The 21,246-nt window shown below is 37.3% G+C and carries 20 protein-coding genes; 12 read left to right on the top strand and 8 right to left on the bottom strand.

The annotated features are described in order from the left end of the window. Nucleotides 1–111: 111 nt before the first annotated feature. Genes rsxA through nth form a run of 7 tightly spaced genes read left to right on the top strand, consistent with a single transcriptional unit; the run spans nt 112 to nt 5,702 of the window. On the top strand, nt 112–693 hold the full coding sequence (gene rsxA / locus FIT61_RS01495; RefSeq protein ID WP_139882797.1) for an electron transport complex subunit RsxA: 582 nt from the start codon (nt 112–114) through the stop codon (nt 691–693). Next, a complete protein-coding gene (gene rsxB / locus FIT61_RS01490) occupies nt 694–1,251 on the top strand; it encodes an electron transport complex subunit RsxB (RefSeq protein WP_139882795.1) in 558 nt (185 codons plus the stop codon). Nucleotides 1,252–1,261: 10 nt separating this feature from the next. Then, nucleotides 1,262–2,785 carry an electron transport complex subunit RsxC gene (rsxC, locus tag FIT61_RS01485; RefSeq protein ID WP_139882794.1) on the top strand — a complete coding sequence of 508 codons (1,524 nt, stop codon included), beginning with the start codon at nt 1,262–1,264 and terminating at the stop codon, nt 2,783–2,785. A 1-nt stretch (nt 2,786) separates the two neighbouring features. Beyond that, nucleotides 2,787–3,806, top strand: coding sequence for an RnfABCDGE type electron transport complex subunit D (locus FIT61_RS01480; RefSeq protein WP_139882792.1), 1,020 nt, complete (start codon nt 2,787–2,789; stop codon nt 3,804–3,806). 4 nt (nt 3,807–3,810) lie between these two features. Further along, nucleotides 3,811–4,434 carry an electron transport complex subunit RsxG gene (gene rsxG / locus FIT61_RS01475; protein ID WP_139882790.1) on the top strand — a complete coding sequence of 208 codons (624 nt, stop codon included), beginning with the start codon at nt 3,811–3,813 and terminating at the stop codon, nt 4,432–4,434. Continuing rightward, nucleotides 4,431–5,060, top strand: coding sequence for an electron transport complex subunit E (locus FIT61_RS01470; RefSeq protein WP_139882788.1), 630 nt, complete (start codon nt 4,431–4,433; stop codon nt 5,058–5,060). Before rsxG ends, FIT61_RS01470 begins: the two co-directional genes overlap by 4 nt. A 9-nt stretch (nt 5,061–5,069) precedes the next feature. Further along, nucleotides 5,070–5,702, top strand: a complete 633-nt coding sequence (gene nth, locus FIT61_RS01465; protein ID WP_139882786.1) for an endonuclease III — start codon at nt 5,070–5,072, stop codon at nt 5,700–5,702. On the opposite strand, the gene FIT61_RS01460 is transcribed toward nth, so the two are convergent. From FIT61_RS01460 to FIT61_RS01450, 3 genes are read right to left on the bottom strand one after another with little or no spacing between them, the layout of a single operon-like run. Next, nucleotides 5,703–5,876: a DUF1289 domain-containing protein gene (locus tag FIT61_RS01460; protein WP_244925205.1), complete on the bottom strand. Its 174-nt coding sequence runs from the start codon at nt 5,874–5,876 to the stop codon at nt 5,703–5,705. It lies immediately after the preceding gene. An 18-nt stretch (nt 5,877–5,894) separates the two neighbouring features. After that, entirely contained in the window at nt 5,895–8,564 is a 2,670-nt protein-coding gene (gene secA / locus FIT61_RS01455; protein WP_139882782.1) for a preprotein translocase subunit SecA, read from the bottom strand. Between the two features lie 36 nt (nt 8,565–8,600). Next, a complete protein-coding gene (locus FIT61_RS01450) occupies nt 8,601–9,491 on the bottom strand; it encodes a M23 family metallopeptidase (protein WP_139882780.1) in 891 nt (296 codons plus the stop codon). Nucleotides 9,492–9,532: 41 nt separating this feature from the next. Here FIT61_RS01450 and FIT61_RS01445 point away from each other — a divergent pair, with 41 nt between their 5' ends. The 3 genes from FIT61_RS01445 to FIT61_RS01435 all read left to right on the top strand — a co-directional run bounded on the left by FIT61_RS01445 (nt 9,533) and on the right by FIT61_RS01435 (nt 12,890). Then, the gene (locus tag FIT61_RS01445; protein ID WP_139882778.1) at nt 9,533–9,976 is read left to right on the top strand and encodes a DciA family protein; all 444 of its coding nucleotides are present in this window, start codon (nt 9,533–9,535) and stop codon (nt 9,974–9,976) included. Beyond that, a complete protein-coding gene (locus FIT61_RS01440) occupies nt 9,960–10,763 on the top strand; it encodes a sulfite exporter TauE/SafE family protein (RefSeq protein ID WP_139882777.1) in 804 nt (267 codons plus the stop codon). The genes FIT61_RS01445 and FIT61_RS01440 overlap by 17 nt, the downstream gene beginning before the upstream one ends. 102 nt (nt 10,764–10,865) lie before the next feature. Continuing rightward, a complete protein-coding gene (locus FIT61_RS01435; protein WP_139882775.1) occupies nt 10,866–12,890 on the top strand; it encodes a sodium-translocating pyrophosphatase in 2,025 nt (674 codons plus the stop codon). Between the two features lie 48 nt (nt 12,891–12,938). Here the strand turns inward: FIT61_RS01435 and FIT61_RS01430 are convergent, their stop codons facing one another. From FIT61_RS01430 to FIT61_RS01410, 5 genes are all read right to left on the bottom strand, one after another. After that, nucleotides 12,939–13,838 (bottom strand): phosphoribosylaminoimidazolesuccinocarboxamide synthase, encoded by a 900-nt coding sequence (locus tag FIT61_RS01430; RefSeq protein ID WP_139882773.1) that lies wholly within the window; start codon nt 13,836–13,838, stop codon nt 12,939–12,941. Beyond that, nucleotides 13,838–15,013 carry a phosphoglycerate kinase gene (locus FIT61_RS01425; protein ID WP_139882771.1) on the bottom strand — a complete coding sequence of 392 codons (1,176 nt, stop codon included), beginning with the start codon at nt 15,011–15,013 and terminating at the stop codon, nt 13,838–13,840. The genes FIT61_RS01430 and FIT61_RS01425 overlap by 1 nt, the downstream gene beginning before the upstream one ends. An 11-nt stretch (nt 15,014–15,024) precedes the next feature. Next, a complete protein-coding gene (gap, locus tag FIT61_RS01420) occupies nt 15,025–16,044 on the bottom strand; it encodes a type I glyceraldehyde-3-phosphate dehydrogenase (RefSeq protein WP_139882769.1) in 1,020 nt (339 codons plus the stop codon). A gap of 69 nt (nt 16,045–16,113) precedes the next feature. Further along, a complete protein-coding gene (gene tkt, locus FIT61_RS01415; protein ID WP_139882767.1) occupies nt 16,114–18,105 on the bottom strand; it encodes a transketolase in 1,992 nt (663 codons plus the stop codon). A 168-nt stretch (nt 18,106–18,273) separates the two neighbouring features. Then, nucleotides 18,274–18,828: a thioredoxin family protein gene (locus FIT61_RS01410; protein WP_139882766.1), complete on the bottom strand. Its 555-nt coding sequence runs from the start codon at nt 18,826–18,828 to the stop codon at nt 18,274–18,276. Nucleotides 18,829–18,871: 43 nt separating this feature from the next. Here FIT61_RS01410 and FIT61_RS01405 point away from each other — a divergent pair, with 43 nt between their 5' ends. After that, complete coding sequence (locus FIT61_RS01405) at nt 18,872–19,612, top strand: 16S rRNA (uracil(1498)-N(3))-methyltransferase (RefSeq protein WP_139882764.1); 741 nt, start codon at nt 18,872–18,874, stop codon at nt 19,610–19,612. A gap of 69 nt (nt 19,613–19,681) precedes the next feature. Then, nucleotides 19,682–21,235 (top strand): amino-acid N-acetyltransferase, encoded by a 1,554-nt coding sequence (gene argA / locus FIT61_RS01400; RefSeq protein WP_139882762.1) that lies wholly within the window; start codon nt 19,682–19,684, stop codon nt 21,233–21,235. The last annotated feature ends 11 nt before the right edge of the window (nt 21,236–21,246 follow it).

Below are 21,246 nucleotides of genomic sequence, written 5' to 3'. Positions count from 1 at the left end.
CTATTGATATATTTTAACCTCAAAAAAAGATCTTGAACTTTCAAAAGCCTCAATTGACAGAGGCTTGAGCTATAAGTATTTTCGGCAATTTTAAACGTATAATTTAACTTTATGATCCAACACTATTTCTTAATTATTATCAGCACGGTATTGGTCAACAATATCGTTTTAGTTAAAATTTTAGGGCTATGCCCTTTCATGGGTGTATCTAAAAAACTAGAAACATCGATCAGCATGTCTGCTGCTACCGCTTTTGTATTAACCATAGGCTCAATGACAAGCTGGGCAATTAATCATTATCTTCTAGAGCCTAATGATCTTATTTATTTAAGAACACTTTCATTTATAGTGGTGATCGCAGGCGTTGTTCAATTCACTGAAATGTTAATGGAAAAAAACTTTCCATTGCTTTATCAATTGTTAGGTATTTTTCTGCCTCTTATAACCACTAATTGTGCCGTATTAGGGATCCCTCTTTTGAATGCGCAATCGAGTCATACACTTATAGAATCGGCATTATTTGGATTAGGCGGTGCCATTGGATTTTCAATTGTATTAATTTTATTTGCATCATTAAGAGAGCGTCTAGAAGGTGCTGAAATACCTTTGCCATTTAAAGGTACAGCAATAGCGCTTGTCACAGCCTCCATTATGAGCCTCGCCTTTATGGGATTCGCGGGCTTAGATCGTTAAATGATTACCGCACTCTTTGTGATGATTTTTCTTGCCATCCTTTTAGGATTGGTCCTAGGCTATTCTGCTATTAAATTTAAAGTAGATGGCGATCCTATGGTTGCAAGAATTGACGCCATTCTTCCCCAAACACAATGTGGTCAATGTGGTTATCCCGGTTGTAAACCATATGCTACTGCCATTGCGAAAGGTGAAGCTGATATAAACCAATGCCCACCAGGAGGTGATGCTGGCGCCAAAGCTTTAGCGGAATTAATGGGCGTAGAATTTAAACCTCTTAATGAAGAACATGGCATTCAAAAACCAAAGTCGGTTGCTTTAATCGATGAGTCAACTTGTATTGGATGTACTTTATGTATTCAAGCTTGTCCAGTGGACGCCATTTTAGGCGCTGCAAAACAAATGCATACGATTATTGCAAGTGAGTGCACGGGTTGCGAATTATGCTTGCCACCATGCCCGGTGGATTGCATAACGATGGAACCTGTTCTTGAAAATTCAGAATCATGGAAATGGAAATATCCTATCTATAACATTCAAAAAGCTCAGAAGGCTTAACGCGTTTATTATGCAATTAAGAAATATTTTTAAATTTAATGGCGGGGTTCATCCAGATGAAAATAAAAGTGTATCCACTCGTCTTCCTATTGCAAAATTAGCTATTCCAAAAAAATTAGTACTGCCACTTAGACAACATGTAGGTCACGTTGCAAAAGTTAAAGTTAAACCCGGCGATCAAGTTCTGAAAGGCCAGATGATTGCTGAAGCTGATGGCAATATTTCCGCCTCTATTCATGCGCCCACATCAGGAAAGATCCTAAAAATTAGCGAAGAAATCCTTCCTCATCCATCAGGCCTACCTGATTTTTGTATCACGATTGAACCAGACTTCGAAGATACCTGGATTGAAAAAAAACCTATCTCGTGGAAAAAAATAGATAGGGCTCAATTAATTGAAGCATTGGCACAGTCGGGTATTGTTGGCTTAGGTGGCGCAGTATTTCCAACGCACATGAAATTAAAGATTAATCAAAATCAAACCATCCATACATTAGTCATCAATGCTGCCGAGTGCGAACCATTCATTACATGTGATGATATGTTAATGAGAGAAAGAGCTGATGAAATTATCCAAGGTGCTCTCATTACGCAAACTATCCTTGGTGCAGAAAAGTGTGTAGTTGGTATCGAAGATAATAAAATTGAATCTTATGAGGCACTAAAAAAAGCCGCTCAAAAAACAACGGTTGAAATTAAAGTGGTGCCCACCCTTTATCCAAGTGGCGATGCAAAAAGACTCATTTATCTCTTAATGGGGATAGAAGTTCCAAAGGAAAAGCGCTCTGTAGATCTAGGAATTCAAGTATTTAATGTGGCTACGGTAGCGGCTATCTATAGATACCTTGAGTTGGGTGAACCATCGATCAGTCGAATTGTAACAATTACAGGAGCTGTCAAAACCCCTCAAAATTTTGAAGTTTTATTTGGAACGCCTTTATCAGACTTAATCAATGCTGCGGGAGGCTCTTCAAGCAAACCAAAAAAATTTATTATGGGCGGCCCTATGATGGGATTTGATTTGCCATCAATTCATGTGCCAGTCACAAAAGCAATGAATTGTGTCATCGAAAGTTCTCCAGAATTGTTTCCAGATCCAAAGCCTGTAATGCCTTGTATTCGGTGTGCAAGATGTGCGGATGCCTGCCCAGTCAACTTACAACCTCAAGAATTATATTGGTTCTCAAAGTCTTCTCAGCTTGAAAAAGCGAGGGAGTACAATTTATTCGATTGTATTGAATGTGGATGCTGTACTTATGTTTGTCCAAGTAATATTCCGCTTGTACAATTTTATAGGTACGCAAAAAGTGAAATTATTGCCCAGGATAAATCAAAAGAAGCTGCAAATACAGCTAGAGAAAGAAATGAATTTAGACTTGCAAGAATAGAAAGAGAAAAAAAAGAACGTGCTGAAAGAAATGCGCAAAAAGCTTTAGGGGCTCAAGAGAAGCAAGCTGAGGATGAGAAAAAATCAACCATTGCTGCAGCGATGGAAAGAGTCAAACAAAACCAACAAGAAAATGTAAAAAACTAATATGGAAAATAGATCGCCTTATATTGTTAACGCGCCTTCAGTAAGCACCATTATGCTCAAAGTCCTACTCGCGCTTATTCCTGGCATAGCTTTATATGTTTATGTATTTGGCTTAGGCGTCATTGTTAATATCCTTTTGGCTTCTCTTACCGTCATAATGACTGAAAGTGTAATTCTTGCCATAAGAAAACTACCGATTAAGCCATTCATTTTAGATGGCAGCGGACTTGTCACTGCCTGGCTTCTTGCTTTATCTATCCCATCAATAGCGCCTTGGTGGATTATTGTTTTAGGCACATTACTTTGCATTACTTTTGGCAAACATGTTTATGGTGGATTGGGTTACAACTTATTTAATCCAGCGATGGTGGGATACGCTATCTTACTAATCTCTTTTCCCTCTATCATGACGCACTGGCAAATGCCTAATAATCTTATGGCTTCCCCTTCTGACTGGCTTGATCAGATTAGAGTTATTTTTAATAGTAATTTATTACCAAAAGAAACACTCGATGCAATGAGCTCTGCCACACCTCTTGATTACATTAAAACCCAGCTCACTTTGAATCAGCCATTAAACACAATTCAACAAGACAAAATTTTTGGCTTTATTGGAGGCAGAGGGCTTGAGTTAATTAATTTAGGTTATCTTGCTGGAGGTCTTTATTTACTTAAAGAGAAGATTATTTCATGGCATTTACCTGTTGCCTTCTTGTCGACTTTATTTTTAACGGCATTGCTGTTTAATGTTTTAGCGCCAGATACATTCGCATCTCCACTCTTTCATATTATGAGTGGCGGAAGCATGCTTTGTGCTTTTTTTATCATTACCGATCCAGTTAGCGCACCCACAACACCTAAAGGAAAAATTTATTTTGGTGTAGGTATAGCCTTATTAGTTTTCATAATTCGAATTTTTGGTGGTTACCCAGAAGGGATTGCATTTGCTGTATTGCTATTCAATATTTGTGCGCCACTCATAGATAGCCTTACACAGCCAAGAATTTTTGGTCATAAATAAATATATGTTTAAAGATCATTTAAAAAAAATATCTACTACTGCAGCAACTATGATTATTTTTTCTTTAGCGGCTTCAACTGCTTTAAGTGTTTTTTATTTCATTACGAAATCACCTATTGATGAGAGTGATGCTAGAGCAAAACGCATATTCTTAAATCAAGTAATTCCCGCAGATTTATATGACAACAATCTTGTGAAAGATACTATTTCCGTTGAGCCTAGTCCTCTTTTGGGAAATAAAAAGAATATTGATGTCTATCGAGCAAAGAAAAACAACCAAGTGATTGCGGTCATTATTGAAGCTGTCGCCCCCGATGGCTATAGCGGTGAAATCAAAACACTCGTGGGGATTGATCAAGAAGATAAAATATTAGGTGTAAGAGTAATTACTCACAAAGAAACCCCTGGCTTGGGAGACTATATTGAAATAGATAAAAGTCAGTGGATTAAAAATTTTAATCTAAAGTCTTTGGATAAAGTAAGTGAAAAACAATGGGCTGTTAAAAAAGATGGGGGTGATTTTGATTACATCTCTGGAGCGACAATCACGCCTCGTGCTGTCATCAAATCTACCTACAAGTGTCTTCTTTACTCAAAAGAAAATAAAAAAAGGTTATTCACATCATGAGTGATATTAAAAAAATTGCATTGGATGGGTTTTGGAAACAAAATCCCGGTGTAGTTCAGCTTCTCGGATTATGTCCAACTCTGGCGGTCACAACCTCTATGATCAATGGATTAAGCCTTGGTATTGCCACAGCAATTGTGATGGCTGTATCAAATGCTTCAGTATCACCTATTCGTAAATTTATACCAACCGAAATTAGAGTCCCAGTTTTTATTCTTATCATAGCCTCGCTTGTAACAATTATTGACTTCAGTATTCATGCTTTCATTCAACCCCTTTATAAAGCTTTGGGGATATTTATTCCATTGATTGTCACTAATTGTATTGTTCTGGCTCGCGTTGAGTCTTTCGCCGCAAAGAACGAAACTACGCCTTCATTTTATGATGGTCTTTTTATGGGTCTTGGATTGGCGATGGTTTTAACTCTTCTTGGGGGGTTAAGAGAGTTCTTCGGCAAAGGCACTTTGTTGTCTGGCATTGATCTTATTTTAGGGCCTTCAGCAAGTAATTTAGTGCTTCATTTTTTTGGAGATTACAATGGCTTTCTTTTGGCTATCCTTCCTCCTGGAGCCTTTATTGGTTTAGCTTGTCTTATTGCACTAAAAAACCGCATCGAAGCACGTTAATTAATTTTTATGAACCCTCAGAAGCGGTTTAAAATTTTTGAAGCGCTATCAAAAAATACACCCAATCCCACCACCGAACTTAACTATCAAACGCCTTTTCAGCTCCTCATTGCAGTTATTTTATCTGCACAGGCGACTGATAAATCAGTCAATAAAGCCACCTTGTTACTATTTAATAAAGCATCTAATGCAAAACAACTCGCCCAAATGCAATTAAGCGATATTGAATCTTGTATAAAAACTATTGGACTCTATAAAACAAAAGCTAAAAACATACTTGAAACCGCTAAAATTATTCATGTCAAATTTAAAGGCGAGGTGCCTCATGATCGATTGTTACTAGAAGCACTTCCTGGTGTTGGAAGAAAAACAGCCAACGTTATTTTAAATACAATTTTTAATGAGCCAGCGATTGCAGTTGATACGCATATATTTAGAATTTCAAATCGAATAAATATTGCGCCAGGTGAAAATGTACTTCAAGTAGAAAAAAAATTGATGAAAGTTACACCAAAAGAGTTTTTAAAAGATGCACACCATTTATTGATTCTTCATGGGAGGTATACCTGCACAGCAAGACTTCCAAAATGTAGCAGGTGTGTGATCAATGATTTATGTGAGTATAAGAAAAAAAATTATTAATTAAAACGAAATAAGATTAATCTGTCTTTGAGTTGCTAATTGATTAATCTCTTTTTTTTGATCATCACTTAATGTGATCCATTCAGAAATTTCATCTTCACTTCTAAAGCAGCCCTCACAAAACTGATGCTCTTTATTAATGCTGCAAACGCCAATACAGGGAGATTCAATCAAAATAATAAACCTCCTTAATTAGTCTAAAGTGCCGTGACATTGTTTATATTTTTTATTGCTTCCGCAAGGGCATGGATCATTTCTACCAACTTTAGGAAAAGTATTTGTTGCATCTTCTTTTTTTCTGGATGATTTTTTAATTTCATCTTTATTTTTTTCATCAATCTCGTTGACTTCAGCCTCATTCTTTATTTTTACTACCATAGTAATGCGAGTGACTTCAGTCTTGACTGTATCTAAAAGATATCCAAATAATTCAAATGCCTCTTTTTTATATTCTTGCTTAGGATTTTTTTGCGCATAAGAGCGTAAATGTATGCCTTGTCTTAAATGATCAAGAGATGACAAATGTTCCCTCCAGTGGTGATCAATACTTTGTAACATCACTGTTTTTTCGAAATGCCGAATAGTATCTTTGCCAACTAAAGATTCTTTTTCCTGATATTGCTTATTAGCGAAGGTAATGACTCTCTCATAAATCTCTTCTATATCAATTTGAGGTTCTTTATCAACCCATGCTTTAATAGAAAGATTTAAACCATAATCAGAAACTAAAATTTTCTCTAAAGATGGAATATCCCACATATCTTCCATGCTGCCTGGAGGGATATGTCCTTGCATGAGATCACGAAGAACATCTGCTCTCATCGCAGCGATTGTTTCTGCCGTTTGATCAGAATCAAGCAATTCATTTCTTTGTTCATAAATTACTTTTCTTTGATCGTTTGCAACATCATCGTATTCAAGCAACTGTTTTCTAATGTCAAAATTACGCCCTTCCACTTTCCTTTGCGCATTTTCAATAGCTTTTGTTACCCATGAATGCTCAATAGCTTCACCTTCTGGCATCTTAAGCTTTTCCATAATAGCTGAGACGCGATCAGATGCAAAAATTCTTAATAATGAATCCTCTAGAGATAAATAGAATCGACTAGATCCTGGATCTCCCTGCCTACCTGCGCGGCCTCTGAGCTGATTGTCCACACGTCTTGATTCGTGTCTTTCAGTGCCAATAATATGAAGCCCGCCTGCTTTAACTACCAAGCTATTCTGCTCTTTCCATGCGTCTTTAAGCGCTTTAATTTCTTTTTCTTTTTTACTTTCAGTTAATTTGTCGTTTAATTTAATTTCATGAATATCAGCTTCAATACTTCCGCCCAGCACAATATCCGTTCCCCGGCCGGCCATATTAGTTGCGATAGTAATCATACCTGGACGCCCTGCTTGCGCAATAATATGTGCTTCTTTTTCATGATGTTTTGCATTCAATACCTGATGCTTTAATTTTGCTTTTGTAAGTAATGCAGAAATAAGCTCTGAATTTTCAATTGACGTAGTGCCTACCAAAACTGGCTGCTCGATTTTTTGACACGCTTTAATATCTTCAATCACTGCAGCATATCGCTCTTGAGAAGTGCGATACACTTTATCCATCATGTCTTTTCTTTGAGTCGTTCTGTGAGGGGGGATAATAATAGTTTCTAATCCGTAAATTTGACTAAATTCATAAGCCTCCGTATCAGCTGTACCTGTCATCCCAGATAACTTTTGATACATCCTAAAATAATTTTGGAATGTAATAGAAGCGAGTGTTTGATTTTCTTTTTGTATTTCAACACCTTCTTTAGCCTCAACAGCTTGATGAATGCCTTCTGACCATCTGCGGCCCGGCATCATTCTTCCTGTAAACTCATCAACAATAATGATGCTGTTATCTCGCACCACATAATGCTGATCTTTATTGAAGAGGTTCCTTGCTTTTAATGAGGCGTTAATATGATGGACAAGTGAAATATTAGTTGCATCATATAAGCTTGATTGTTCAGATAATAATCCTGCGTTAATTAATAGCTGCTCTACATTCTCATGGCCACTTTCTGAAAGAACTACTTGATGTGCTTTTTCATCTACCCAGTAGTCGCCATTTTCTTCTTCAGTTTTTTGTCTTGAAAGTTTGGCTACTACTAAATTAATCTTTGTATAAAGATCGACGTTATCTTCAGCTTGTCCTGAAATAATGAGAGGTGTTCTTGCCTCATCAATTAAGATTGAGTCAACTTCATCAACCAAACCGTAATGTAATTTTCTCTGAACACGCTCTTCTTTAGAGAAGATCATGTTGTCTCTTAAGTAATCAAAACCAAATTCATTATTGGTGCCATAAGTGATATCAGCTTGATAAGCTTTTTTCTTCTCCTCACTTGAAATGCTAGACAAATTAATACCGACTTCTAGGCCTAGGAATCTATATATTTGACCCATCCACTCCGCATCTCGTTTTGCAAGATAATCATTAACTGTAATAACGTGAACGCCTTTGCCTTCAAGGGCATTAAGATATGTTGGTAATGTAGCAACAAGTGTCTTACCTTCACCCGTCCGCATTTCTGAAATTTTTCCATCATGAAGGGCCATACCGCCCATAAGTTGCACATCAAAATGACGCATTTCTAATACACGTCGACTCGCTTCTCTTACGACAGCAAAAGCCTCAACAAGCAAATCATCTAGTTTTTGTCCTTCACTAAGACGTTTTTTAAATTCTGAAGTTTTAGCCTTTAGAGCGGTGTCACTCAGCTTTTTAATTGCTTCTTCTAACGAATTTATTTGCTGAACTTTTTTACCATACTCTTTAAGGAGTCGATCGTTTCTGCTTCCAAATAAATTCTTAACAATGGTCTTTAACATAATATGAATATTCTTAATCGAGATAGTTTGAAATAATTAATATTGAAGATACTTGCGAGGATCTAAAGACTCGCCATTCATTCTAATTTCATAATGAAGATGTGGCCCTGTCGATCTTCCAGTATTGCCTACTAGAGCAATAACTTGATTCTTTTTAATACGCTCACCTTCTTTCACTAATAATTTAGATGCATGTGCATATCGTGTTTCAAGTCCAGACCCATGAGAAATACGAACCATATTGCCGTATTCAGGGGTTACCTCAGCGGCCAAGACAATGCCTGCAGCCGTTGCCTTAATGGGTTGACCAACATCTGCGCTAAAGTCTAATCCTTCATGAAACGCCCTTACACCTAAAAAAGGATCCACCCTCCAGCCATAACTTGATGAATTGAAAGGCACATTGACAGGGGAGGCATTAGGTAAAGTGTCTTTAAAAACACTTTGTTTTAGATAAAAAGCTTCTAAATTATTGTAGTACTCTTCGTGTTTTTCAATATCAAGTGTTAGCTTATCAATAAATGATTGAAGTTCAGTCTCAGAAAAATTCTTTTCAGGGACGAAGGGCCCGCCTTGGCCAGATGATTTTATTGGAGCTGGTTTAGGCATCTTTTCATTTGTTTTTAATTTCTCTTTAGCAAAATCTTGAAGTCTCTGAGCTTGATTATCTATACGTATTAATCGCGCTTGAAGTTCGCCAATTTGGGTTGCATAAACATCTAAATTCTTCTGAAAACTCCCTAAATTAAGATCAAGTTTAAGATTAATTAATGATTTCTTTTCTTCAACACCGCCGTTATATTTCGAATCAAGCCAGTTAATACCTTGAATGAGCGCAATAAAAAGCAAAAAGATTGTGGCAATAAAAGTTACTACATGGATACTTTTTGGCTTTGATGTACTATTTGTAACAAAGATAATTCGCATTGAAGTCTAAATTTAGCTTAAATAATAGATAATTATAACTTATGAAGCCCGTGAACAAGCTTTTGGAAAGTGAAGTATTTTCCTTAATTAGAGAGAAAAATCGCTCTATTTCTAGCTATCAAAAGCTATGGTCTATCAAGGCCCCAACCAAACTAGTCCCTTTATCTCATATCGGTGGTATTCGAGACGATATTTTGACCGTCTATGTTGAAAATAGTGGCATTGCCAGCAAATTAAAGTTTATTGAATCTTCACTTCTGAAGGAATTGAATGAAGGCATTCAAAAAGAAATACCTTATGCCAACCCAATTAAATCTTTAAAAATAAAATTGATGATTAAAAATTCTAAAGTGATGCCGCCCCGATCTAAAAGCTTTCCTGCTCAAGCTAAATCAGCTTTCGAAAATCTACTCAGTAGTCTAGAGGATTCACCTCTAAGACATCGTCTCATTAAACTCATTAAACATCATGCAAATTCTGACTGAAGCGCTCATACTCTTAATTGCTGGAAGCTTTGTTGGCACTCTATCTGGGCTTCTCGGCATTGGCGGCGGCCTTATAATTGTCCCTCTTCTAACTTACCTCTTAATTCATTTTCATCAAGTTGCCTTTGATCAAGCAATGCTTATGGCTATTGGAACTTCTCTTGCTTCCATTATTTTTACAGGGGGAGTGTCGAGTTTTTTTCATACAAAACAGAACAATATGAGCTGGTCAACGGCAGCACATTACATCCCTGGAGTTTTTTTAGGTTCTTTGGCTATGGCTTTTATCATTCCTCATTTAAATATTGCATTTATTAAGCACGCTTTTATTGCCTACACTTTCCTTGCCGCCTATGAAATTTTTAAATCTCCTAAAATCAAGAGCTTGGTTCAATTACCGTCCTTTATTTTTGCTAATCTTTATGGATTCATAATAGGCTCTGTCTCCACTATTATTGGAATTGGAGGAGGCACTATGTTTGTACCTTATTTTATTTATCACAAAGTTAATCCTAGGCTTGCTGTCGGACTCTCTAGCTCCCTAGGGGTGTTTATTGGGCTGGGTGCTTCATTTGGATTTATTAAAAATGGCTTATATGTTAACCAACTACCTCAATTCAGTGTCGGCTACATCTATTTACCCGGCCTTATATTTATGACGGCTTCAAGTCTTATTTTTGTGCGGCTGGCAACAAAATGGATACATCAAATTTCTGTTTCATCATTAAAAAAAATATTCGCCTACCTATTAATTTTAATAGGCTTGTCAATGCTTTTCACAGGCTAATCTATAATTAAAATTTTAAGTTTAGTAGTGACAAAGCTATTGAATGTGATAATTTATCGTATAAGTTTTTCATTTTAAGATTTCCAAAATTTAGGAGCATGTATGTCAGAACTTAACCTTATTATTGGCGCAGCACTTTTAGCAATTCTTTATGGTGCAGTCATGAGCGCATGGATATTTAAATTGCCCGCTGGCAACTCAAAAATGCAGGCAATCGCCCTCGCCATTCAAGAAGGCGCCAAAGCTTATCTTGCAAGACAATATAAAGCGATATCGATTGTAGGTATTGTTTTAACAATTCTGATTGGTATTTTTATTTCCAAAGATACGGCATTAGGCTTTGTCATTGGCGCGCTTCTCTCCGGCGCTTGCGGATTCATCGGTATGAATGTCTCTGTCAAAGCAAATGTGAGAACAGCCCAAGCTGCTACAAAAGGGATTGTTCCAGCGCTTGATGTCGCCTTTAAAGGTGGCGCTATTACGGGATTATTAGTGGTCGGACTTGGTCTTCTTGGTGTTACAGGGTTTTATATGTACCTAGGTGGCGCTGAAGCAACTAATTTAAATCCTCTTATTGGACTCGCTTTTGGTTCTTCACTCATCTCAATTTTTGCGCGTTTAGGCGGCGGTATCTTTACCAAAGGTGCAGACGTAGGCGCTGACTTGGTTGGTAAAGTTGAAGCAGGTATTCCGGAAGATGATCCAAGAAATCCAGCTGTAATTGCAGATAACGTTGGTGATAATGTAGGTGACTGTGCAGGTATGGCAGCAGATTTATTCGAAACTTATGCGGTAACTTTAATTGCAACCATGGTCCTTGGTGGTCTTATGATCACTAATAATGGTGCAAGTGGAATTATGTACCCTCTTCTTTTAGGTGCAGCCTCTATCGTGACATCCATTATTGGATGTTTCTTTGTAAGAGCAACCCCTAAAATGAAAAATGTTATGCCCGCTTTATATAAAGGCCTCATCGTAGCTGGCGGACTTTCACTCATAGCTTTCTACTATGTTACAAACTTTGTTTTCCCTGAAGGTGTTTCAATACAGAATGTAAATGTATCTTCAATGGCCTTATTCCAATCATGTATCGTAGGCTTAGTATTAACAGCAGCTTTAGTATGGATTACAGAATACTATACAGGTACTGATTACGAACCTGTAAGGCATGTAGCGCGAGCTTCAAAAACAGGTCACGCCACAAATATTATTGCGGGTATCGGTATCTCGATGAAATCTACCGCGCTTCCTGTTATTTCTGTTTGTATTGCAATCTTTGTATCTCATCATCTTGCAGGCCTATATGGTGTTGCTGTTGCTGCAACATCGATGTTGAGTATGGCTGGTATTATTGTGGCATTAGACGCATACGGTCCAATCACTGATAACGCTGGTGGTATTGCAGAGATGGCTGGATTACCAAAGAGTGTTCGTGATGTTACAGATCCATTAGATGCTGTTGGTAATACAACTAAAGCAGTGACTAAAGGTTATGCGATTGGATCAGCTGGTCTTGCAGCACTTGTTCTTTTTGCAGACTATACTCATAAATTAGAATCTGTAGGCATAGCAACCACATTTGATTTAAGTGATCCATTGGTCATTATTGGATTAATTATTGGAGGTCTTATTCCTTACCTTTTTGCTGCGATGGCAATGGAAGCAGTGGGAAGAGCTGCAGGAGCAGTTGTCGAAGAAGTTAGACGACAATTTAAAACTATCAAAGGTATTATGACTGGCAAAGGCAAGCCTGACTATGCAAGAGCTGTTGATATGTTAACGACAGCTGCAATTAAAGAAATGATTGTTCCTTCATTACTTCCGGTTGCCGTTCCTATCGTAGTAGGTTTATCTTTAGGGCCTAAAGCTTTAGGTGGGCTTCTTATGGGTACTATTGTGACAGGATTATTTGTAGCAATCTCAATGTGTACAGGAGGCGGTGCTTGGGATAATGCTAAAAAATATATTGAGGATGGCAATCACGGTGGGAAAGGTTCAGAAGCTCATAAAGCAGCTGTTACTGGTGATACTGTAGGTGATCCTTATAAAGATACAGCTGGCCCAGCAATTAACCCACTGATTAAAATTATTAATATTGTGGCTCTTCTTATTGTGCCGCTTCTTTAATTTTAATATATAAAAAAAGGCGCCTTTAAGGGCGCCTTTTTTATTTAATTACTTTTTTATATCGTGACCTGTAAGTTTTTGAAAGGCTTCTAAATATTTCTGGCTTGTTTTTGTAATCACATCTATTGGTAAAGAAGGGGGTGGAGGCGTTTTATTCCATCCGCTACTTTCTAGCCAATCTCTAATAAATTGTTTATCAAAACTTGGTTGAGATTTGCCTTCACGGTATTGATCTAATGGCCAAAAACGAGAAGAGTCTGGCGTTAATATTTCATCAATCAGCACTAAATTATTATTGTCATCTAAACCGAATTCGAATTTGGTATCTGCAATAATAATACCTTTTGTAAGCGCGAATGCAGAAGCTTCCTGATATAACTTAATACTAATTTCTTTAATACGTGATGCAATTTCTTTTCCAACGCGAGTTTCACATTCTTCATATGAAATGTTTTCATCGTGTTGCCCAACTGCTTCTTTACTGGAAGGAGTAAATATAGGGTCCTGTAATTTTGCAGATTCTTTTAAATTTTGTGGAAGTTTTATACCGCATACAGCTTGAGTTTTTTGATAATCTTTCCAGCCACTTCCTGATAAGTAACCTCGAACAATAGCCTCAATAGGAAGCGCTCTTAATTTGCGTGCCACAATAGCGCGATTTTTCACCTGGACTACTTCGTTTTCAGACACAACAGTTTCAGGCGCAATGCCTGATAAATGATTTGCAACCACATAAGAAAGTTTTTGAAACCAGAAATCAGCCATTTGTGTAAGAACAAATCCTTTATAGGGAATAGGCTCATTCATCACGACATCAAATGCTGATAATCGGTCTGTCGTTACGATCAGCAGATGTTTGTCATCAACCCCATATATATCCCTCACTTTACCTTTATGAAGTAAAGGAAGGCTTTTGATAGATGTTTCTGTCAATTGAATATGAGCCATTAAAATCTTCTTTCTAAAATTTCAATAGCAGGAAGTTTTTTGCCTTCTGCAAACTCTAAAAATGCACCACCTGCAGTTGAAATATATGAGATATCTTTTGCAACATTAAACTTTTCTATTGCAGCGATCGTATCGCCACCTCCTGCAAGTGAAAATGCTTCAGAATTGGCAATCGCATGTGTCATCGTCTCGGTGCCTTTTGCAAACTGATCAAATTCAAATACGCCAATAGGTCCATTCCATATAATGGTTTTAGCGTTATGAATACATTTCACAATTTCATCTACTGAATTTTGTCCTAGATCAAATATCATGTCGTCCTTATGAACATCTTTAATATTTTTTGTAACGGCAACTTCTTTAGCGTCAAACTTTTTACCACAAACAACATCTGAAATAAGCGGAAGTGAGGCGCCACGTTTTTCTAGTTTATCTATTATTTTTCTAGCCGCAGGCACAAGATCTTCTTCATACATTGAGCTACCGACTTCAAAGCCCATCGCTTTGATAAAAGTATTAGCAATACCACCACCCACAATAAGCTGATCTACTTTGTCAGATAAGGTATCCAATATACTTAATTTTGAAGATACTTTACTTCCACCTACAATGGCAATCATAGGCCGAGAAGGCTCTAATAATGCTTTTTCAAGCGCTTCAAGTTCAGCTACAAATAAAATGCCTGCACACGCAGTCTCTGCATATTCTGCAATGCCATATGTGGAAGCTTCTTTGCGATGAGCCGTCCCAAATGCATCCATGACAAAAATATCTGTAAGTGAGGCATATTTTTTTGCCAATGCTTCATCATTTTTTTTCTCGCCCATATTAAATCTACAGTTTTCTAAAACTGTTAATTGACCTGGTGCAATATCAAAAGAAGAATTAACCCAATCTGAAACAAGATGAACAGGATACTTAAGATGACTCTTTAAAAAATCTACTACGGGCTTAAGTGAATCATCGCTACTATATTTCTCCTCCTCGGGTCTACCTAAGTGAGATGTCACCATGACACTGGCGCCTTTTTGAAGGGCAAATTCAATAGTGGGAATAGAAGCTAGAATTCTTTTAGGAGAAGTAATTTTTCCATTTTGAATAGGCACATTTAAATCCGAGCGAATAAAGACTCTTTTACCTTTGAGATCTAAATCAACAAGTCTTTTAATGTTCATTAAACAACTATTTATTTAGCTGACATCATAGCGATGGCCGTATCAATCATGCGGCAGCTAAAGGCCCACTCATTGTCATACCAGCCAAAGACTTTGACTAGCAAACCATCCTCACTTACTTTAGTTAAGTTAGCATCAAAAAATGAAGATGCTTCCGTATGATTGAAATCCACTGAGACTAAAGGTTCATCGTTATAAATTAATATGCCTTTTAAACTTCCTTGATTAGCCGCCTCTTTTATAATGCGATTAACCTCATCTTTTGATGTCGCTTTCTTTGGCGTAAAAGTTAACTCAACTAAAGATACATTTAATGTTGGAACGCGAATAGCAATGCCATCTAATTTACCCTTTAACTCAGGTATCACCAAACCTACAGCATCTGCTGCACCTGTTTTTGTTGGAATTATTGAGGTTGTTGCAGAACGAGCTCTTCTTGGGTCCTTATGTTGATTGTCATTTAAATATTGATCGTTTGTATATGAGTGAATCGTTGTCATAAGTCCTGTGATAATCCCTAATTGATCATGCAAGGGCTTCACCATAGGAGCCAATCCATTAGTGGTACAAGAAGCGTTTGAAACAACTGTATCAGTCGCTTTTAAAATTTGATGGTTGACGCCATATACAATAGTTGCATCTACATCTTTACCGCCAGGGGCGGAAATCAATACTTTCTTAGCGCCTTGTTTCAGATGTACGATTGATTTTTCTTTGCTCGTAAAAGCGCCTGTACATTCCATGACGACATCTACATTCAATTTATCCCAAGGCAACTCTTCAGGATTTCTTGTGGAAAAAAATTTAATCACGTCACCGTTGATGATCATTTCATGATCATTTGTTTTGATGTCGGCATTAAATTTACCGTGTGCACTATCGTATTTTAATAAATGGGCATTAGATGTTGCATCACCGCGACTCGAATTAATGGCGACGACTTTAATATCTTGATGATTTAATTCATAAATCGCTCTTAATATTAAACGGCCTATTCTTCCAAATCCTGTGATTGCTATCTTGATTGCCATAAAGATTTCCTCAGTAAAAAATAAGGCATCTCAAATTTGAGATGCCTTATTCAACTTACTCAATAATGATTACAGAATTGATTTAACAGTTGAAACCACATTTTCTACTGTAAATCCAAAGTGTTTAAATAACGCGCCTCCAGGTGCTGACTCACCAAATGTATCAATACCTACAGCAGCGCCATCTAAACCGATATATTTTCTCCAGAAATCAGTCACGCCTGCTTCAATCGATACGCGTTTTACACCCTTTGTTAGAACGCTATCTTTGTATGCTTGATCTTGACGATCAAATACATTAGTTGATGGCATAGAAACCACGCGCGCTTTAATATTTTGTTCTTTTAATGCAGCTTGTGATTTCAATGCGAGATCTACTTCTGATCCAGTTGCAATTAGAATTACATCCGCTTTACCACCTTCTGCTTCTGCTAAAACATATGCACCTTTGCGAATCAAGTCAATTTGCGCATCAGTTCTTTTTGTAAATGAAGTATTTTGTCGGCTTAATACTAAACTGGTTGGATTGTGAATGCTTTCAACAGCGACTACCCATGCTACTGCTGTTTCCGTTGAATCTGCTGGTCTCCATACATCCATTCTAGGAATATAACGAAGGCCTGAAGTAGTTTCGATTGGTTGATGTGTTGGGCCGTCTTCGCCTTGACCAATTGAGTCGTGCGTTAACACATAGATTACTCTTTGTTTCATAAGCGCTGCCATTCTCATACCGTTCTTCATATAATCCGAGAACATATGGAATGTGCCACCAAATGGAAGCACACCACCATGAAGTGCCATACCATTCATAATCGCCGCCATACCAAATTCACGAACACCATAAGAAATATAATTACCTGGTGTTTTACCACTTACGTGTTGGAATGATGAACAACTTGTGAGGTTTGATCCTGTTAAGTCTGCTGAACCGCCTACAAACTCTGGCAAGATTGGCGCAAGACCTGCAATCGCATTTTGCGAAGCTTTGCGTGTTGCTAATACTTCAGCTTTTTCGTTGACAGATTTAATCATGGCATCTGTCGATGATTTCCAATTTTTTGGAAGATCACCTTTCATACGACGTTTAAATTCAGCAGCTAGATCTGGGAATTCTTTTTCGTAAGCCGCGAACTTATCGTTCCATGCTGCTTCGGCTTTAGCGCCTTTATCTTTAGCGCTCCATCCTGCATATACGTCTTCAGGAATCACAAATGGATCGTGCTTCCAACCAATTGCTTCTCTTGTAGCAGCAACTTCAGCATCACCTAAAGCTGATCCATGACAATCATGCGATCCAGATTTGTTAGGTGAGCCTTTGCCGATAATAGTTTTACAGCAAATTAATGATGGCTTGTCTGTGATTTTTTTTGCCGCCTCAACTGCTTTGTTGACCGCCTCAAAATCATGGCCATCTACATTTGGAATTACATGCCAGCCGTAAGATTCAAAACGCTTAGCCGTGTCATCTGTATACCAACCTTCGATGTGACCATCAATAGAAATGCCGTTGTCATCCCAGAAAGCAATTAAATTACCAAGACCCCATGTACCTGCTAGAGCACAAGCTTCATGAGATACACCTTCCATCATACAACCATCACCTAAGAATACATATGTGTGGTGATCTACGATTTTATGATTAGGTTTATTAAATTGATTCGCGAGTAATTTTTCAGCCATTGCAAAACCCACTGCATTACTGATACCTTGACCTAAAGGTCCTGTTGTTGTTTCAACACCTGGCGCATAACCATATTCGGGGTGGCCTGCACACTTAGAGTGGAGTTGACGGAATGTTTTAATTTCATCTATTGGTAAATCGTAACCTGTGAGATGAAGTAATGAATAAATCAACATTGATCCATGACCATTCGAAAGAATAAAGCGATCACGATTAGCCCAATTTGGATTAGTAGGGTTATGTTGTAAATGATGATTCCATACAACCTCAGCAATTTCAGCCATACCCATAGGTGCACCTGGGTGTCCTGAGTTTGCTTTTTGAACTGCATCCATTGATAACGCGCGAATTGCGTTAGCTAAATCTTGACGTGTTGCCATTATTGCCTCCCGAAATTGACAGCATTGCAATTATTTTTTAAATATTTGCGTACTAAATGTAAAGTTAAAAAATTGATGTTATTTTTACCTAAATTATTGCTTAAATAGCCCTTTTCAGCAAGGCGAATAGGGTCTTTTTGCCTCTTGATTATTTGCTCTAAATGCTTTTCATTCTCTCCATTTAATAGAGCAGCCAATGCTTGATTTTTGTTCGGTAGGCCCTTTTTGGGTTTCAGCAATAAGCTTCATTGCTTCAAATAAATCATGCGTATTATCGGGTGGCGGAACTCCCCGACCAGTTGCGTCAAAACGGCCACGATATTGCAACTCTAAATTTCGATTAAATCCGAAAAAATCTGGCGTACAAATAGCGTTATAAGCTCTTGCGGTTTCTTGAGTCTCGTCAATAACATATGGAAAAGAAAAATGAGATTGATAAGCAATAGACTTCATATTTTCAAACGAATCTTCAGGATAATTTAAAGGGTCATTACTCTGAATAGCGATCGTTTCAATTCCAAGGCCCTTTAAGATTCGAAGATCATGGACAAGTCTTGGCAATATTGCTTTTACATAAGGACAGTGATTACAGATAAACATCACAAGTAAACCATTCTCGCCTTTTGATTTTTCTAGAGTCCAAAATGTGTCATCGACACCTTGTAAATTAAAATCAATGGCTTTCCAACCAAAATCACAAAGCGGAGTATTTAAACTAACCATGTTTTATGCCTTAATATAGCTTACCTATTAGATAGAATTGACTATGGAAGAAAATCGATTTTACCACTCTGAAAACCTAGAACTCAAACATGTCGTTGAGTTAGGCGCACAAACTCATATTCACGCTACAAAAGTTTTAAGATTGAAAGTAGGCGATCAATTCGCTCTTTTTAATGGCGATGGTTTTGATTATGTCGCAAAAGTCATCGAAGTATCGAAACATAAAACATCCGTTGAAATTATCGATAAATATGAAGTCAATCACGAGTCTCCTTTAAAGATAACGTTAGCCCAAGGTCTTGCAGCAGGAGACAAAATGGATTGGATTATTCAAAAAGCCGTTGAGCTCGGCGTTCATGCTATCCAGCCCCTATTAACAGAACGGTCTATTATTAAATTGGACCAGGAAAGAACTGATAAAAAACTTGAGCACTGGAAAACTGTCGCTATTTCAGCATGTGAACAAACGGGGCGAAGCGTCGTTCCGGCTATCTTAAGCCCCCTCCATTTAAATCAGTGGTTAAGCAAAGAAATTCTAACAACAGACAACTTAAAATTAATCCTCACGCCATCAAAAGCACAAAATATAAATCACTTAAACAAACCGTCTAATTCGATTGTCTTTATGGTAGGGCCTGAAGGTGGTTTCTCAGAAAAAGAAATGGCCTTGGCGACAAACCATGCTTTTATTCCAGTGAATTTTGGTCAAAGAATATTAAGAACGGAAACAGCCCCTATAGTCGCTCTTTCTATTTTACAAAATTTATGGGGTGATTTTGCATAAAACGCAAAAATTATGGTAATTTTTTAAAAAATGCATGTAAAATATGTGTTTTAAGCAAATTTTTACCTTATGTCACTTGGCGAAGCAATCAGAAAAAGAAGGAAGTCTTTAGGGCTAACCCTTCAAGTCTTAGCGGAAAAAATTGCGAGCGATCCTGGCAATCTTTCTAGAATAGAAAGAGGTGCTCAAAATGTCAGTGAAGCGCAATTACTTAAAATATGTGAGGTGCTCAATTGCGCACCCTCTAGTCTTTTTCAAAATAAGACTTCCCCCAACCCCATTCAGAAATTAGATAGCCAAACATTTGCAAGATGGTTTAGGTTGGCAGCACCCTATATCAACACCTTTAGTAATAAAACATTTGTCATTGCTTTTGGGGGTGAACTTCTCGATGAAGATCAATTTACAGCGCTCTCTCATGACATCAATTTATTAACCTGCTTAAACGTCAAAATTGTCCTCGTCCATGGTGCAAGACCTCAAATCGATCAAAAACTTAAAGAGAAAAAAATATCCACCCAGCTTGTACAAAATGTTCGCGTTACTGATGATTTAGGCATGGAAGCTGTTAAAGAAGCCAATGGTCTTATTAAAATTAATATTGAATCTACACTTTCGTCGAGTCTTTTAAATTCACCTATGGCGGGAAGCGATATTAAAGTTTCTAGCGGAAACTTTATTACTGCAAAACCTTTGGGTGTAATTGATGGTGTCGATATGCAACACACTGGGGAAGTAAGAAAAATTGATAGTGCAGCAATTAAGAAAAAATTAGATAACAAAGAATTAGTTGTCATATCCCCCATCGGATATTCGCCAACAGGTGAAGTGTTTAATCTCACCATGGAAGATGTAGCGCTCAAAACATCTATCGCACTCGAAGCAGATAAACTTATTCTTCTTATAGATTCTGATGGTATCTTTAATTTAAGAAATGAGCTCCTTCACGAGATGACTTTAGAAAAAGCTATCAATCTTTATAAAAGTATTGCAAAAAATAACCCAAAAAAAAATGAGCTCATCAACATCAGCTCAAATGAGTTAGATCTTTTAGAGATTGCTATCAAAGCCTCCGAAGCGGGTATTCATAAGATTCATTTAATTAATAGGCATATTGATGGCGCCATTCTTCAGGAATTATTTACGGATGAAGGTGTAGGCACGGTCATTACAGAAAAAGCGCTCGATGCAATTAGACAAGCTAATCATAATGATGTCAAAGGCATTCACAAACTGATCAATCCGTTAGAAGCTGGTGGCTATCTTATTAAAAGAGGCAAAGAACGTATTGATCATGACATAGAAAACTTTTTCGTCATTGAGCATGATAAAAAAATTATCGGTTGTGCCGCTTTGTATCCTTACAACGATCATGTTGAGTTTGCTTGTTTTGCAATTAATAAAAACTACCAATCAAAAGGCTTTGGCTCAAAACTTTATAATTATTGCGAAGAAATTGCGCGAGAAAAAAGTTACAAGTATTTATTTGCTCTAACAACAAGAACTGAACATTGGTTCATTGAAAAAGGCTTTAAAGAAGAGAATATCCAAAAACTTCCTAAAAAAAGATTGGAGTCTTACTTGCCTCAAAGAAATTCAAAATTTTTTATTAAAAAGCTTTAAAATCTTAAAAA

Origin of the sequence: Candidatus Methylopumilus rimovensis, from assembly GCF_006364615.1 — a bacterium.
Taxonomy (GTDB): domain Bacteria; phylum Pseudomonadota; class Gammaproteobacteria; order Burkholderiales; family Methylophilaceae; genus Methylopumilus; species Methylopumilus rimovensis.
Note: the sequence above shows the minus strand (reverse complement) of the source record. Positions and strands in the feature narration are given on the sequence as shown.